The following is a 15441-nucleotide window of genomic DNA, read 5'->3' as shown; positions in this document are numbered from 1 at the left end:
AAATTGGGCAATGAACAACGACAACCGTATCGATGAAATTTACCAAACATGGGATCGTCTGGCTGAATTTGGCTCTTCACGTGCCATTGAAGCACTGGATTTTTTGTTGGCGCAGTTGTGTCAGATAACCAACTCGCAAGAGGCTTATTGGTTAGGTGCCTTACGTGTAAGGGCGAATGACCCCAGCGATCCGTTTAATGGCTGGCGGCCACGGATGATTCACCACCTACACAAAAAAGTCGAAATCGAGGCTTACAGCCGCCGCCGTATCAACGAGATTGAAACCGCACCTATAGACCCCTCCATCCAAGCACACACTCGTCTTGCTGGTAAGTTTCGCGCACACCGCATGCGCGAGTTGGTCGATGATGAGTGGTTGCAAAGCGAGTATTACCGCGAGCTGCAGGCAGTGTCGGGCTCGGTCGATATTATTTATATCGTTATGCCCATCAATGAGGATATGGAATCTTACTTTCAGGTTGAGCGCACCGGAGACAGCCCGCTCTACTGCGAGGCAACCAGAGATACGGCGGCTTATTTAGTGCGTGGGATAAAATGGTTTAATATCGAACTGGCCTTATCGTTTGGCTTACAAATAAGCCAAGAGCCATTGCAACCGGCCGAGCGCAGAGTCCTGCATATGCTATTAACCGATAAAAGCGAAAAAGCGATTGCCGCCGAGCTCAACATCACCACCAACACGGTCCACTCCTACGTCACCAACATTTACCGCAAATTTCAGGTAAGTAGTCGCTCTGGACTAACAGCCCTATGGCTTGGGAAGGCGGTAGCCACTGTCTAACAAAGCCTCAGTCTCCGTAAAGGGCCTCCCAATGGCGACCACAATAAAACGAGAACCCAACTTACGATGAGTCAAACAGTTCAACTTTTACCAGACATCAACAGTGATATAGCGATTCCCGTTTGGGATACGCTCGCCAGTTACTGCTCTTCAAAAAATGAAGAGGCGCTACATTACTTACTGAGCCAGCTGATTCGCTTGACGGGGGCAAGCTCTGGCTACTGGCTTGGTGTTACTCGCGTGGACTCCCAGCACTTAAACGATCCGCTGAACGGTTGGCGCCCGAGAAAGATTGTGCGATTAGAGCCCGACGGAGAGCGAGATCAGCACTTTCGAAAAATCGTCGCCCGTGTCAACAACTCTGTAGACCCCAGCATTGCTTACCACACTCAGCGCACCGGAAGGTTCCGCGCGTGCAGCCAATCCGATATTACGAAAGTAACGGGTACCGGCGAACATTTCCAGACCAAGCAAGACATGTTTAACGTCAGTGACGCGCTGTTTATTACCACTCCAATCGGGGATGATATCGAAAGTTATATTGTGCTGGAGCGACACCTACCAGCAGGTATATTTAGTCGCGAGCAACTCGCCGACGCAGCCCACGTGTTGCGAGGTCTAAAGTGGTTTCAGCGTCGATTAATTTTATCTTACGGAATTCACCTACCAAGCCAGCCACTAACGCCCACGGAGCGCCGTGTACTACATCAATTACTAACCGATAAAAGCGAAGCACAAATTGCGACACATCTACAGCAAAAAGTCTCGACAACTCATAGTTACGTAACGGCTATATTCCGCAAATTTGGGGTGAGGGGCCGCGCTGGACTCACGGCCCTCTGGCTCGGAAACGATCAATAGTCCCAGCTACACCTTCATAGCAAGCCGGGCTTCATCATTAGCTTGCCTGGTTCGCGTCCGCATCTACGGCCTCCAGCAAGCGCTGATAAACATCTGGAACCGCACTTAATACCCGCGACCAATTAGCCATAAAGGGCTTTTCGGTTGGGTCGCTTAAAAACTGCTCGCCCGCGCGCATAATGCACTGGGTAAACTGCTCGACGGTTTCTTCCTCTTTATTTCTGTCCAGCGCCATGCCGTTAATCACCGCATCGTTATGGTAGCGATCGATTAAATCCAGTGCCAAACGATAATAGCTAGCCTTTAACGTGCGAAACACCTCTGGGGTGAACACCACGCCCTTAATAGCGAGCTTGCGAAAGAACGATTTAGAAATATCCGTGCTCATTTTTGACAGGCCACCGTCCGGGTCGTCGGCCGACAAATCCTGATGTTTATGATCGTACGCATCGGCAATATCTACCTGACACACCCGCTCATCGGAGTAGCGGCGGTTTACCTCAGACAATACGCCAATCTCTAGCCCCCAATCGCTGGGGATACGAATCGAGCTAACCACATCCATGCTCATAGAGAACTCACCGGCCAGGGCGTAGCGAAAGCTGTCGATAAAATCTAAGTAATCGTTGTGACCGCAGACCTTTTGTAAGGCGCGCACTAACGGTGATACCAGCAACCGACTCACCCGCCCATTTAACTTGCCGCCGGCGGCGCGGTAGTAATAGCCTTTACAGAACATGTAATTAAAGGTGGGGTGGGCAATGGGGTAAAAAAGTTTGGCGACGATATCGCGCTTGTAAGTGACGATATCACAATCGTGTAATGCCACAGCGCGGGCGCGGCCTTTAGCCAGCGCATAACCCAAGCAGTACCAAACGTTGCGGCCTTTGCCTAATTGCTGCGGCGCCAGGCCCACCTCTTCTAGCACTTTGTCGACGGCTTTTAACCGGGGGCCGTCGTTCCACAAAATAGAGTGCTTTTGCGGCAGGCGGGAAAAGAATTTTTTAGCCTTTTTGTATTGCTCTTCATCGGCGCGATCGAGGCCAATAATAATTTCATCCAAAAAAGGCACTTTGGACAACTCGTCGACAATGTTCTCCATTGCCGGACCTTCTAATTCTGAGTACAAGCAAGGCAACACCAAGCACATGGGTTTTTGCTTACTCCACGCCAGCAACTCGGCCTCTAACTCTTCAATGGAGCGGTCACCAAGATTGTGCAGTGTTCCGATACGACCATTCTGAAAAAAATCGCTCATTACGCGTCCTCGCCATTACGCAGCTTTTGCAGTGCTGCTTCAACTCCGGCGCGCCAACCACTCGCGCCCTCTTGTGGTGCACGAATCTCACCAAGGAGTTCGTTATCGTGCATATAGGTTCCATCTTTGTGCGGCATCACCACAGCCTGATCCACCTCTTTGAGCATTACCAGGTCATTAGGGCTATCGCCCAAGGCAATGCTCTTTACTTTCGCCCCATAATGGGACTCATAGGTGTCCAGCAAATAGCGTACCGCATCGGATTTATCGCAATAGGCCATTACGTGATAAAAACGCCCACCTTTGACCACGCGCAAATCGTGCATGCTTAATTGTTGGGCAAACTCATCCAATGCTGCACTAGAGTCGTGCCACAACATAGGCTCAGTGGCAAAGCGCTGCTTTGCCTGAGCAGCGCCCTGCTCGCTTAAGCCGGTGCAGTCGATCACTTGATTTACCGACATATCGGCAAACCCGGTAAACTCAAAGCGCGACTTTAAGTCGGTTAGCAATGCGGTGATGTGTTGTCGATCGGCCCCCTGAACAAATTGCCAGGCTCCGTCACTGAAGGTAAAGCCATCGGTATCCAACCCCATTGTTTTTACCCACGCATCGGGCATCACAATTAAGCTGCCGTTTTCACAGACATAAGGGTCGGTGATGTTTAACTCGCTGCACAGTTCGGCCATCTCGGCCCGGGTTTTACTCGACACCAATATCAGCGGAATATTCTGCTCGCGCAGCCTTTCAATAGCAGGCAAAGCCGCCTGATAGGAGTAATCGTCGTGGTTTAACAAAGTGCCGTCTAAATCGGTAAAGACCAACGTATTAACCTTGGCCGAAAAGGATGAACTCAAAACAATCTCCTAATGCGTCGATCACGGTTTTTATTGGGTGATATGACTGTCAATGGTAGCGATGCTGTGATCCGCCTGCAGGCTGAGTAAAATGTCGGCGCGCGCCGGCATCTCCTGTAGCATCCAGCGGGTTAAGCGCTCGTAATGAGCAATAAACCGCTCGATCTCGGTGGCCGTCATCACTCTCGAATGTGCAAGCTCCTCGGTGCTTAAAGTCTCACGCAGCTTTTGCTCCTGCAACTGGCGCCACTCCAGCACTTGATCAAATGAAGGCGCTTTTAACATCACCAACAAGTTCAGCTTATCGAACAGCTGTTGATACTCACGCAAGCGCTGATTAACAAATTCGCGCCACGCGCCATCGCCGTCCTCTTCGGCCTCTAAGGCATTAACCGGTTGAGCTAAATCACTGCTGCGCTGCGCCCGGGCACCCACGCACCAACCTTCGAAAATAATCACCTGAGGCCGCCCCACCACAATATCCCACTGCTCCGGTGGGCAGCGGTCATCAGCGGCTTTATTAAAGCGCGGAATCATGGTTTGGGTGCCCGGCTGAGCGCCGGAAAGCTGGGCAAATACATCGATGGCCAGAGATAAATCGTGGGTACCCGGCACTCCACGGGTGGCCAATAAAGGGTGAACCTGCTGCGCCAGCTTCTGCCTGCTGGCGTGGGAAAGGTACAAGTCGTCAATGGATATTTGACACACCGACAGATCAAACTGCTGCTGCAATAAATGCTGCAAAATATGCGCGGCGGTCGATTTGCCCGTACCCTGTGCTCCATTGATACCTACCACCAGCGGGGCGTAAGGGCTTGCCTCAACCCGGGCGGCGCAGTAACTCGCCAGCGGCGCGTAACTATGAACCAATTGCCCGGCAACATCATTCGGCAAGGCAAGCTCGCGGGCAATAAGGTCTATCACCGGGGTGTCACTGCCCGGCGCGCTACCTAGCTCAAGAAATGATGTGGGCCACAAAGACTCAGAATGTTTGGACATAGCACTTCCTTTTCAGTTGCCTCGCAGTGTTTGCATAAGGGTAACCACTGCAAAGCACAAAGCTTGCCAAACAGGATAGTTCATAAGCGTGACAGAAGAGTGAAACGCCAAACCGGGCTAGCTACCGGATTAAATTAAAGCACCTCCATATTACTCCACAATATTAGCCCACAACCAAGTGAGCCACACGCCAGTGGCCCCACAGGCGACCACTGACTGCACAGCGCAAGTCGGTTTGCCGGATGAGCTGCCAAGGTGGCGGTACCGTGGGATTAACAAAGTTTACCCTGGGGTATAGCTTTGCCAAGAGTGCGTGCCAAAGCTTGGCCTGTAAACGGGCCATGGGGGACAGATAATCGTACACTAACTCACACTGAGTAGTGCGCGGCCGGCGCCCCACCAGCTGCAACAACCTCTGCCATTCACCACCCGTTAACCATGCAGCCGGGCTCTCGGCGACGATCAACACCGGCCCACACCACGCCTGTAAGACCTGTGCAATTTGCTCCGACCACCGAGTGGAGCTGGCACCTACGGTGCGGTAGTGGTCGGTTCGTGGTAAATAGGATTGCTGGGCACGGGCAACACTAGGGTTATCCAGCTCTAGCCAGTGAAACCTGGGCCAATCCAATTGCTGGCTTAACCGATGAAAACGTGTACTTAAGCCGCCAGCCACGTTAATCACCAACCCCTCTGGCGCCTGCGCTAAAAAACGTCTGCAGTGTTCGTCCAGCGCGCGGCTGCGTACCACCGCCAATGGCGTCGCGCGTACCCCGGGCGGCTGATCATTAGGGCAGACAATTCGCAACAGCTGCCCGGCTGCTTTATCGACAAACCCAAGCTCGGGCCAACGCTGAGCCGCAATGGCGTGACTGTAAAGGCGTTCAAGCTGAATTTGTGCCAGCCACTCACTCATAGCTTACCCATTTGGGCATTAATTTCAGCACGGCGAGAGCCTCCGGCAACCCTCCTCCTCCCACTGCATTAGTGCACATGACCTCACTCCACACAAACGATAACGAGTCTCATTATCTATTATAGATTCAGCGATCGCAAGTACATACAACAGCCTCATTAGCCCAACCTGGCGCGCAAAGCCTTATAACTCGATGGTCTAATTGCTAATAAAAGCCACGCCTAATATAGCAATAGATATGAGAAACCGGTCACAAAAAAGATTGCGACGCCAAATCCAACATTTTTTGTACAGCACAGCATTACACCCAATTACAGCTCTATTGCCGCAGGGCTTAACACTGTTTACATTTGTAAAGACGATAAAAAAAATAGCTCGTTTAAACGAGTTGATATCGGTGAAATCTCACAACAATCGTGACCGCTTGGTGGCCCCTGCCCCCGAGCAAGCCGACCTATAAGCTCATGGAGGGTGAAACTATGAACACATTTAAGCTGTTTGCCGGCGGTAATTTTTTGCTGGCGTTAGTGCTAATCAGTGGTTGCGCAAAAGACCCGTGCGGTAGTGGTGCCGGTAAGGTTCAGGACGAGGCACAATGCGCTGGCGTAAGCGCCGATGAAATGTCAGGCTCAAGCATCGATTACTACGCCGATATGGACGGCGGTATATCCAAACGTCCCGCCGAATTGCAAGCTCGCCTTGCGCCCTACTTTCCCGGCATAACCCAAAAGCAAGCGGTAGAACGGTTTGCCCGCGGCCGCAACAACTGGATCGCCTGGACCGCCGGTAACGACCGCTTTTGGAACGAGATCGGACTTTACACTTTTGGCAACACAGACCTGCTAAAAACGATCTCTAACCACCCTTCACTGAATTACAGCCGGGACAACCGCTGGTCGTATTTAGGCTTAGTTAACGAACCCTGCTATGAGAAATCCACCGAACCACAAGCAGACCGCTTTGGATTGTGGCTGGATACCCGCACTGACAGCTGCGGCCCCGACCCTTTTGCCGATGCTAAAGAATACCCCGGTGTCGCCATCGGAGCCCGCGGCGATAACGTCGAGGTAGGCTCTTACTACGGCGAAGGTACCGGTATTGTGGGCCTGCGCTTATTTACCAACCCGGCGTTTGATGCCGAGGCCGAGGCTAAGTGGGATCCGGTACGGTTTTACACCGACCCAAGTTATTACAACGATAAAAATCTGGTGCGCCCCTACCGGGTAGGTATGTCGTGCGCCTTTTGCCACGTGGGCCCAAGCCCCACCAACCCACCAGAAGACTTCGAAAACCCCAAATGGTCTAACTTAAATTCAAACCCAGGGGCGCAGTACTTTTGGGTCGACCGAATATTGCTGTGGGAAAAAGACGAGGCTAATTATTTATCGCAACTGTTCCATGCCTCTAAGCCGGGCGCTCTGGACACATCTTTGGTATCCACCGACTATATCAACAACCCACGTACCATGAACGCCATTTACAATCTGGCGGCGCGTTTAGAGGTTGGTACAAAATGGGGGAAAGAGAAACTCAAAGGCCCCGAGCGCAACAACAAACAGCTTAATGATTACCTGCCAGACGATCATCCGCTTGATGGGTTTTATGAGCCGCCAGAAACTGTCTATACGCCTCGCGTACTAAAAGATGGCTCCGATTCAGTTGGCGCATTGGGGGCGTTAAACCGGGTGTATGTAAATATTGGTTTGTTCAGCGAGGAGTGGCTAACCCACTTTAAACCCGTGGTTGGCGGTAAAAAAATTAGCCCCTTCCCCATTGCCAACGCACAAAAGAACTCAGCTTATTGGCGCGCCAATGAAAGCCAAACCGCTGATGTGGCGCTGTTCTTTTTAGGGAGCGCCCGCCCAGACTATTTGGCCGATGCCCCCGGCGCCGAGCAGTACCTTACCGAGAACGAACAGCAACTTGAGCTGGGTAAGGAGGTATTTGGCAAAACCTGCGCGCGCTGTCACTCGTCAAAATTACCGGAGTATGTATTTAACGATTTCTTCCCGGATAAAGGTTGTGTTAACAGTAATTACCTAACCTGCTGGAACGATTACTGGCAACACACCAAAACCGCCAAGTTTCAGCAAGCGATGACCAAGATCGTCAAACAAGACGACTTTAAACAAGACAACTTTTTGTCGAACGAGCTGCGCGTACCGGTAACCCTGCTTGAAACTAACGCCTGTAGCCCGCTAGCCCGAAATGCATTGGCGGGKGATATATGGGATAACTTCTCGTCCAGCTCATATAAGTCATTGCCTGCGGTAGGCAGCGTCCAAGTACAAAACCCCTACACCGGGGAGGTATCGGACTTTAAAATGCCAGCCGGTGGCCGCGGCTATACGCGACCGGCTTCATTAATTAGTTTATGGACCAGCGCGCCATTTTTGTTAAACAACTCCGTGGGGCCGTTTAAGTATCAAGGGACGGTAGATGCCCGCATGGAGTCTTTTAACGAATCGATCGAGCGCTTGTTGTGGCCCGAGCGCCGGGTATCGTCCGGGCAAGATGAAGACTACGATTATGACTTTCCGTTTGACGTAGTGACACGCTCAGGCAAGACTCACCCCGGCTATATTCAAGTAAGCAACCGCACCAGCTCGTTGAGTTTAAATCGCGGTTATCTACCCGATGTCGTCAACCGTTTTCAAGGCTTGCTGAGCCGCTGGTTCCCTGCGGTATTCACCCCCGAAGGTGTCACTTTAGGGCCTATCCCTGCCGGCACCCCGGTTAACTTGATCTACAACATGGATCTGCAGGAAGTAACCAAGGACAAAGTCGACTTGATTGTGAAGTTGATCAAAGATCTGAAAAAACTTCCACCCGGCGCCACCGATGAGGACGCCAAGAAAGTCTTTGCACACTTGGTTGAGCCGTTAATCAAAGTCAGCTCCTGTCCCGACTATGTCACTAATCGCGGCCACTATTTTGGTACCGATTATCTGCCCGACTCGGAGAAAGAGACCCCGTTAACGGACGCCGAAAAACACGCCTTGATTGGCTACTTGAAAACCCTGTAAACAAGGACCGTTAACATGAATGACTATGAGTATATTGTCGTCGGTTCGGGTGCTGGGGGCGGCACGGTTGCCGCCCGCCTGGCCGAAAAAGGCGCACGGGTTTTGGTACTGGAAGCGGGTGAAGATCCGGTTAACACCAAAGGCTCTGATCAGGTAAGCGATAACAATCGTTTACCTGAGGATTATCAGGTGCCGGTATTTCATGCGTTTTCGACCGAAAACGAGCAAATGCGTTGGGATTACTTTGTGCGCCACTACTCTGAGCAGGCGCAACAAATTAAAGACCCCAAGTATTCGGAAACATTTGAGGGGAAACCCGTTAACGGCGTGCTTTACCCGCGCGCCGGCTGCCTGGGCGGCTGCACCGCCCACAACGCCATGATTACCGTGTACCCGCACAATGATGACTGGAATAACATTGCCGAGCTTACCGGCGACTCCAGCTGGAGTGCCGATAACATGCGCAATTATTTTCAGGCAATGGAAGATTGTCGCTATCGGCCCGTCTGGCGTTGGATCGCCAAAATTTTTCGTATTAACCCGTCGCGGCATGGGTTCTCGGGTTGGTTTCGCACTGAAAAAGCCATACCGCTCGAGTATGTGATTCGCGATCACGCTCTGCTGGACACCATTGGTGACTCATCTCATGTCAGTATCAACATGCTGATGAATTTTTGGCAGCGGCTGCGCTGGTTTAAACGCGGCGCCGGTGACCCCAACGACTGGCGCCTGGTAAAAGACAACGCCACCGGGTTGCGTTACCCGCCGCTGGCCACCGATAAACACCGCCGGCACGGTTCCCGAGAGCGCTTACTGGATATTGCGCAGCGCTACCCAGAAAACCTCACCATCGAGATGAATGCTCAGGTATCGCGGGTCATTATCAACGAGCAAAACCGCGCCGTAGGGGTTGAATACCGCAAAGGCCAAAAACTGTACCGCGCCTTTATGCACCCCAGTGGTGAGCAAGGTGAAACTCGCCAAGTCTTTGCCAGCAAAGAGGTCATTTTATCGGGCGGCGCGTTTAATACTCCACAGTTATTAATGCTCTCAGGTGTAGGCCCAAAGGCCGAGCTCGACAAGCACAACATTGCCTGTAAAGTAAATCTACCTGGCGTGGGGCGCAACCTGCAAGATCGCTACGAAGTCGGCGTGGTTAACCGCATGGGCTTTGAACACTGGGAGGTCTTAAAAGGGGCGCGTTACGACACCACCGACCCGCAGTATCAAGAATGGCTTAGGGGTAAAGGCGTTTACACAACCAACGGTGCTGTGCTGGCGGTTATTAAGCGCTCTAAGCCCGAGCGCCCGCTGCCCGACTTATTCTGCTTTGCGTTACTGGCAAAGTTTAAAGGCTACTTTCCCGGCTATTCCAAACTGATTAAAGAGCTCAACTACCTAACTTGGGCGATATTAAAAGCCCACACTAACAATACCGCAGGTTATGTAACCCTTAAATCCGCCGACCCGCTTGAGCCCCCCGAGATTAACTTTCGCTACTTTGAAGAGGGTAACGACGAGCACCGTGAAGACCTTGATTCGGTGGTCGAGGGTATTAAGTTTGTACGTGGCATGACTGAACCACTGCGTAACAACGGCACGATCGCCGAAGAGGAACTGCCCGGCAAAGACGTGCAAACCGACGAGCAAATCCGCGACTTTGTGCGCAGCCACGCGTGGGGTCATCACGCCTCGTGCACCTGCCCCATTGGCCGTGACGACGATCCAATGGCCGTACTAGACAGCGACTTTAGAGTGCGCGGTGTAGAGGGGTTACGAGTGGTGGACGCTTCAATTTTTCCCCGTATCCCTGGATTTTTTATTGTTACCTCAATTTATATGGCCGCCGAAAAAGCCGCCGATGTTATCTACCGGCAACACCGCTAATATCGCGATTAAACCACTCGCCAGCGGCACGCTTTAGCGCTGGCGAACCACACAAAAAGGTACACACATGTCACGTCATATCATCTGCTGGCTGGCTATCAGCCTGTGGCTTTTTTCTGGCCACAGTTATGGCTCAGATCACGCCGACCCCATTTTTCACGATGAGCCCGTCGAGAGTTTAGCCGGACTATTTATATTTCCCCACAAAGACCGGTTAATAGTGATACTAAATATTCMCCCCGGGCTAAAAAGCCAGCCGCCGATCGCTCACCTGGACGAGTACCAATACCGGGTGCACTTTGACTTAACGACACCCGTGTCTTTTTTCGACAAACCGCAAAAACTGCGCTTTGGCGGCACCATCGACACACCGGCCAGTATTCACACCGATGCCACCCTAGAGTATCAGCTGGATAAAAACACAAAGCTCGCACACTTCGACACCACGGGCTTGGCAATCGACAATTCGGAAATCGAGCTATACACCGGCATACGCGATGACCCGTTTATTTTTCCTAAGTTTTTTGGCACTAACATTATCACCATGGCGGCTAGTATTCCGCTCACCGCCTTTGCGCCAGAGCAAAGCGACTTTATCGTTTGGGGCGGTATTTATAAAAATGGTAAAAAAATCGATCACGTGGGGCGCTCTAACCGCACCATGCAACCACGGCTGGATTTTTTGAATACGTTGGAGCCTCGCGAGCATCTCGCGGCAATTAATAAGCGCCACGACGACCCTAACTTTATTCAAAAAATATTAATGTCAAAGCTCGCACCTTTGTTTGCCATTCGCGATTACGACAAGTTCCCCGATGTACTTATTTACTCGCACCGCTTTGCGCCTAAGTTTCCCAACGGGCGGCAACTGACCGATGATGTGGCGGCAATCACCTGCCAAACCGGCGACTGTCTACTGTGGGAATTATCGTTTGCTGACACGCGCAGCTGGGATTGGCCGCGCAAAGACACCAATGACAAAGAATTTTTAACTAAGTTTCCCTTTTTGGCAGAGCCTTGGTAGGCATTGGAACCCCTATGTTAAGAGTATTGTTTACCCTTACCGTCATCGCCTTACTGGCAAGTATTTTTACCTCATGTACTCGCGACACCGCGTGGCGAGTCGAGCCTCCGGCCGACTGCAGCACGGGCTGTGACAACAGCTATATCGAGCGGCACGAGGACTACGAGCTGGCGTTTGTCGAATTTTCTGAGCGCGGCAACCAGTTTGACCGACGTCGCACGCGCGAGATTATGCAAAAAATTCGCGACTATTCGAACGAGGATAACGGCGTTGCGGTGGTTGTATTCGTGCACGGCTGGCTGCACAACGCCTCGGCCGAGGATCGCAACGTTAAAAGCTTTCGTCAGGTGTTGGACAAAATCGGTAGTTCTAACATTATGGGAGACCGACCTCTGGTGGGGCTCTATGTGGGCTGGCGCGGTAAATCCTTATACGGCGCGGGCTCTGAGTACTTAACCTACTGGGGGCGCAAGTCGGTGGCGCAACACGTCGGCTACAACGGCGTCACGCCGCTTATTTTAGAGCTCGCCGATATCGATGCACAAAAAGCCGAGAATATTCTATTAATTGCCGGCCACAGTTTTGGTGGCGCTATGACGCTTTCGGCGGTGGATAATATTCTACTCACCCGGATGGCCGATGGCCTGGCCAAAGGAGAGCCGGTAGCGCCGCTGGCCGAGGGGCTGGTGCTACTTAATCCGGCCATTGAGGCCAACCAGATCTTCTCGCTCAAAGAGCAAAGCATGCGCTTTAAGTCTATCGAGGCGCCGCAAATAGAGTTGCTGCATGTGATTAGCTCTGAGGGCGACAAGGCCACCCATGTGTATTTTCCTCTTGGGCAATCGGTAGCGGCGCTCGGCTGGAACGAAATAGACTTTAGCCGCTATTACGACGAGGATGCCTATCATTTCAAAGAAAACAGCTTAGACATTAACACGGTGGGTAACTACGAGCGTTTTTGGACAAACAAGTTAGAGCTACGTGCCAACAACGCAACCGACCCCTATGATCAGCCACTGGGCGAGTGGGAGTTTCATGATTTTTGCGCACAACCTAAACCCGATCCGCACGACTCGGCCAATGCTCGCCTGCCCTGCACAGAGCAAGATCCCGTGGTATTTTTAACCACCGATCCAAGTTTTATTAAAGATCATGGCGATGTGTTTAATGACAAGGTATCGGCTTACATGATCGCCATTGTATCGTCCACTATGTACCAGCAATCGGGCATCCTGACGGAGCCCTGCAGCGAGAACAACACCTTCTCATTTAATAAGTGCTTTAAGTTTTATCTGGACAACTTTAACGATCTAAACGCCGATGGTGATCAGGCCGAGCAGATGCCCACCCCAAACCGGCTGTAGCATCCACAAAAAAGCCCGCGAGCAGGTTGCTCGCGGGCTTTTTTATAACGAGGTATTTTTGATACAGCTAACTCAGCACCATATTGTCGCGATGAATCAGCTCTTCATTGCCCTGGTAACCCAGTAAGGCCGCAATTTGACTGCTTGGCTCGCCGATAATTTTGCGCGCATCGTCCACCGAATAGTTAACCAGGCCCCGGGCAATTTCGCGCCCGGTAGAGTTCACACACACCACCATATCACCACGGCGAAACTGGCCTTGCACGCTTTTTACCCCAACGGGCAACAAGCTTCTGCCCTGCCCGGACAGCACTTTTACCGCGCCATCATCCAGCACCAACGTACCGCGAGTTTGTAAGTGCCCGGCCAACCAACGCTTGCGCGCCGCTTGTGGTTCTTGATCGGCCCATAAAAAAGTACCGATGTTTTCGCCGGCCGCTAACCGCTTAAGCGCGTTATCCTGTCGGCCACCGACAATCACGGTATCGGCGCCGGAGCGCGCCGCCACGCGAGCCGCACGCACTTTCGTTATCATGCCACCGCGACCAAGGCTGCCACCGTCACCGGCCATAGCATCGAGGGTTTTATCGGCCGCAGCCACTTCTGAAATTAATCGCGCCTCTGGATTGCTTCGTGGGTCGGCATCAAACATACCATCTTGGTCGGTCAAAATAACCAGCAAATCAGCATCGATTAAGTTGGCAACCAGTGCCCCTAAGGTGTCGTTATCACCAAAACGAATTTCGTCGGTCACCACCGTATCGTTTTCGTTGACGACGGACACGACATCTAATTCTAATAGGGTAATTAACGTAGAGCGGGCATTGAGGTAGCGCTCGCGCGACGAGAGATCGTCGTGATCGAGCAACACCTGAGCGGTGTGCAAACCGAAGCGGGCAAACTCGGCCTCGTAGTTTTGAATCAGCCCCATCTGGCCCACGGCGGCGGCGGCCTGCAAGCGGTGTAACTCGGTGGGCCGCTCACTCCAACCCAACCGTGTCATACCGGCAGCTACCGCCCCAGAGGACACCAGCACAAGCTCAATACCCTGCTTTTTTAACTCGGCCATTTGCTCGGCCCAATGGGCGATACCGGCGTAGTTTAAACCTTTACCGTCATTGGTCAGCAACGCGCTGCCAATTTTGATTACCCAGCGCCGGGCCGTGTTTATTTGATCGCGTCGACTCATGAATCCTTACACTCAACGTTTACGTTACTGCGTCGATCAGGGGACGTACACCACTTCGACGTCATCATCATCGTCGTCGTAAAAATCGTCATCATCGTCGTTGTCCTCGCCGGCTTTGGCCGCTTTACGGGCCAACCGGTGCTGCTCACGCAAGGTGTCGATACGCTCGCGCACCTCGGCCTGCATGCGATCCTGAAAATCATACTCAGCTTGCTTCAGCTCTGGATCGTCGCGCTCGGCTTGCCACTGTGCCTCGAGGTGTTTCATCAGTGCGGAGGTTAATGCCTCGGTACCGAGCGAGCTGGCCGCCGCAATGGTATAAACCGGCCCTTGCCAGTCCAGCGCGCTGATAATTTCCTGACAGCGCTGCTCGCGCTCATCATCGGGCAGCAAGTCGATTTTATTGAGCACCAGCCAGCGTTCGCGCTCGGCCAGTGACGGGCTAAAGGTGGTAATCTCCCGGGAGATCGCTTGCACATTTGCTACCGGGTCAGAGCCATCGGGTGGCATTACATCCACCAAGTGCAATAAAACACGACAACGGGTTAAGTGCTTTAAGAAACGAATCCCTAAGCCTGCGCCATCGGCAGCACCTTCAATCACTCCGGGAATATCGGCCACCACAAAACTGCGGTGCTCCTGCACCTTCACCACACCCAGATTAGGTATCAGAGTGGTAAAGGGGTAATCGGCCACTTTAGGCTTGGCCGAGCTAACCGAGCGAATAAAGGTACTCTTACCCGCATTAGGCAAGCCCAGCAGGCCAACGTCAGCCAGCACTTTCATCTCAAGCTTGATTTCGCGTACTTCGCCTTCACTGCCGTTTGATGTCTGGCGTGGCGCGCGGTTGGTACTGGATTTAAAGCGGGCGTTACCCAGCCCGTGAAAACCGCCCTGCGCAACCTTCAGCACTTGACCGACCTCGGTTAAGTCGCCCAGAGTCTCGCCGGTATCAACATCGATCACAGTGGTACCGACCGGTACTGGCAAGGTTAAATCCTCGCCGCCCTTACCACGACAATCTTTACCGCGGCCGCCCTCACCACTCTGGGCACGAAAACGCCGCGTGTAGCGGTAATCGATCAGCGTATTAAGATTCTCGTCGGCTTTTAAAAAGATACTGCCGCCATCACCGCCGTCACCACCATCGGGGCCACCTTTAGCGATGTATTTTTCACGGCGAAAACTCAGGCAGCCGTTACCACCCTTACCCGCCTCGACAACAATGGGTGCCTCATCGACAAATTTCACAGCAACT

12 protein-coding genes are annotated in these 15441 nt (G+C 52.4%); 6 read left to right on the top strand and 6 right to left on the bottom strand.

The window, feature by feature from the left end:
- Positions 1 to 10: 10 nt before the first annotated feature.
- Together SD69_RS08070 and SD69_RS18050 are read left to right on the top strand one after the other, a co-directional pair.
- Positions 11 to 802: a helix-turn-helix transcriptional regulator gene (locus tag SD69_RS08070; protein ID WP_041522807.1), complete on the top strand. Its 792-nt coding sequence runs from the start codon at positions 11 to 13 to the stop codon at positions 800 to 802.
- Positions 803 to 868: 66 nt separating this feature from the next.
- On the top strand, positions 869 to 1663 hold the full coding sequence (locus SD69_RS18050) for a helix-turn-helix transcriptional regulator (RefSeq protein ID WP_052480986.1): 795 nt from the start codon (positions 869 to 871) through the stop codon (positions 1661 to 1663).
- A 37-nt stretch (positions 1664 to 1700) separates the two neighbouring features.
- On the opposite strand, the gene SD69_RS08060 is transcribed toward SD69_RS18050, so the two are convergent.
- From SD69_RS08060 to SD69_RS08045, 4 genes are all read right to left on the bottom strand, one after another.
- Positions 1701 to 2921 (bottom strand): glycosyltransferase family protein, encoded by a 1221-nt coding sequence (locus tag SD69_RS08060; RefSeq protein WP_041522806.1) that lies wholly within the window; start codon positions 2919 to 2921, stop codon positions 1701 to 1703.
- Complete coding sequence (locus SD69_RS08055; protein WP_052480985.1) at positions 2921 to 3778, bottom strand: HAD-IIB family hydrolase; 858 nt, start codon at positions 3776 to 3778, stop codon at positions 2921 to 2923. Before SD69_RS08055 ends, SD69_RS08060 begins: the two co-directional genes overlap by 1 nt.
- 30 nt (positions 3779 to 3808) lie before the next feature.
- A complete protein-coding gene (locus tag SD69_RS08050; protein WP_232301167.1) occupies positions 3809 to 4777 on the bottom strand; it encodes a phosphoribulokinase in 969 nt (322 codons plus the stop codon).
- Between the two features lie 163 nt (positions 4778 to 4940).
- Complete coding sequence (locus SD69_RS08045) at positions 4941 to 5693, bottom strand: hypothetical protein (protein WP_041522805.1); 753 nt, start codon at positions 5691 to 5693, stop codon at positions 4941 to 4943.
- Between the two features lie 479 nt (positions 5694 to 6172).
- Between SD69_RS08045 and SD69_RS08040 the strand changes: the two genes are divergently transcribed.
- The 4 genes from SD69_RS08040 to SD69_RS08025 all read left to right on the top strand — a co-directional run bounded on the left by SD69_RS08040 (position 6173) and on the right by SD69_RS08025 (position 12994).
- The gene (locus tag SD69_RS08040) at positions 6173 to 8719 is read left to right on the top strand and encodes a hypothetical protein (protein WP_041522804.1); all 2547 of its coding nucleotides are present in this window, start codon (positions 6173 to 6175) and stop codon (positions 8717 to 8719) included.
- 15 nt (positions 8720 to 8734) lie between these two features.
- On the top strand, positions 8735 to 10606 hold the full coding sequence (locus SD69_RS08035) for a GMC family oxidoreductase (RefSeq protein WP_041522803.1): 1872 nt from the start codon (positions 8735 to 8737) through the stop codon (positions 10604 to 10606).
- A gap of 67 nt (positions 10607 to 10673) precedes the next feature.
- Complete coding sequence (locus SD69_RS08030) at positions 10674 to 11630, top strand: hypothetical protein (RefSeq protein ID WP_052480984.1); 957 nt, start codon at positions 10674 to 10676, stop codon at positions 11628 to 11630.
- Between the two features lie 14 nt (positions 11631 to 11644).
- Complete coding sequence (locus tag SD69_RS08025) at positions 11645 to 12994, top strand: alpha/beta hydrolase (RefSeq protein WP_052480983.1); 1350 nt, start codon at positions 11645 to 11647, stop codon at positions 12992 to 12994.
- Positions 12995 to 13061: 67 nt separating this feature from the next.
- Here SD69_RS08025 and proB read toward each other — a convergent pair whose 3' ends face one another.
- Both proB and cgtA read right to left on the bottom strand, forming a co-directional pair.
- Positions 13062 to 14183 carry a glutamate 5-kinase gene (proB, locus tag SD69_RS08020; protein ID WP_041522802.1) on the bottom strand — a complete coding sequence of 374 codons (1122 nt, stop codon included), beginning with the start codon at positions 14181 to 14183 and terminating at the stop codon, positions 13062 to 13064.
- 36 nt (positions 14184 to 14219) lie between these two features.
- Complete coding sequence (cgtA, locus tag SD69_RS08015; RefSeq protein WP_041522801.1) at positions 14220 to 15434, bottom strand: Obg family GTPase CgtA; 1215 nt, start codon at positions 15432 to 15434, stop codon at positions 14220 to 14222.
- Positions 15435 to 15441 lie beyond the last annotated feature (7 nt).

Origin of the sequence: Gilvimarinus agarilyticus (genome assembly GCF_000832015.1) — a bacterium.
GTDB lineage: Bacteria > Pseudomonadota > Gammaproteobacteria > Pseudomonadales > Cellvibrionaceae > Gilvimarinus > Gilvimarinus agarilyticus.
This window is presented reverse-complemented; position numbering and strand designations above follow the sequence as displayed.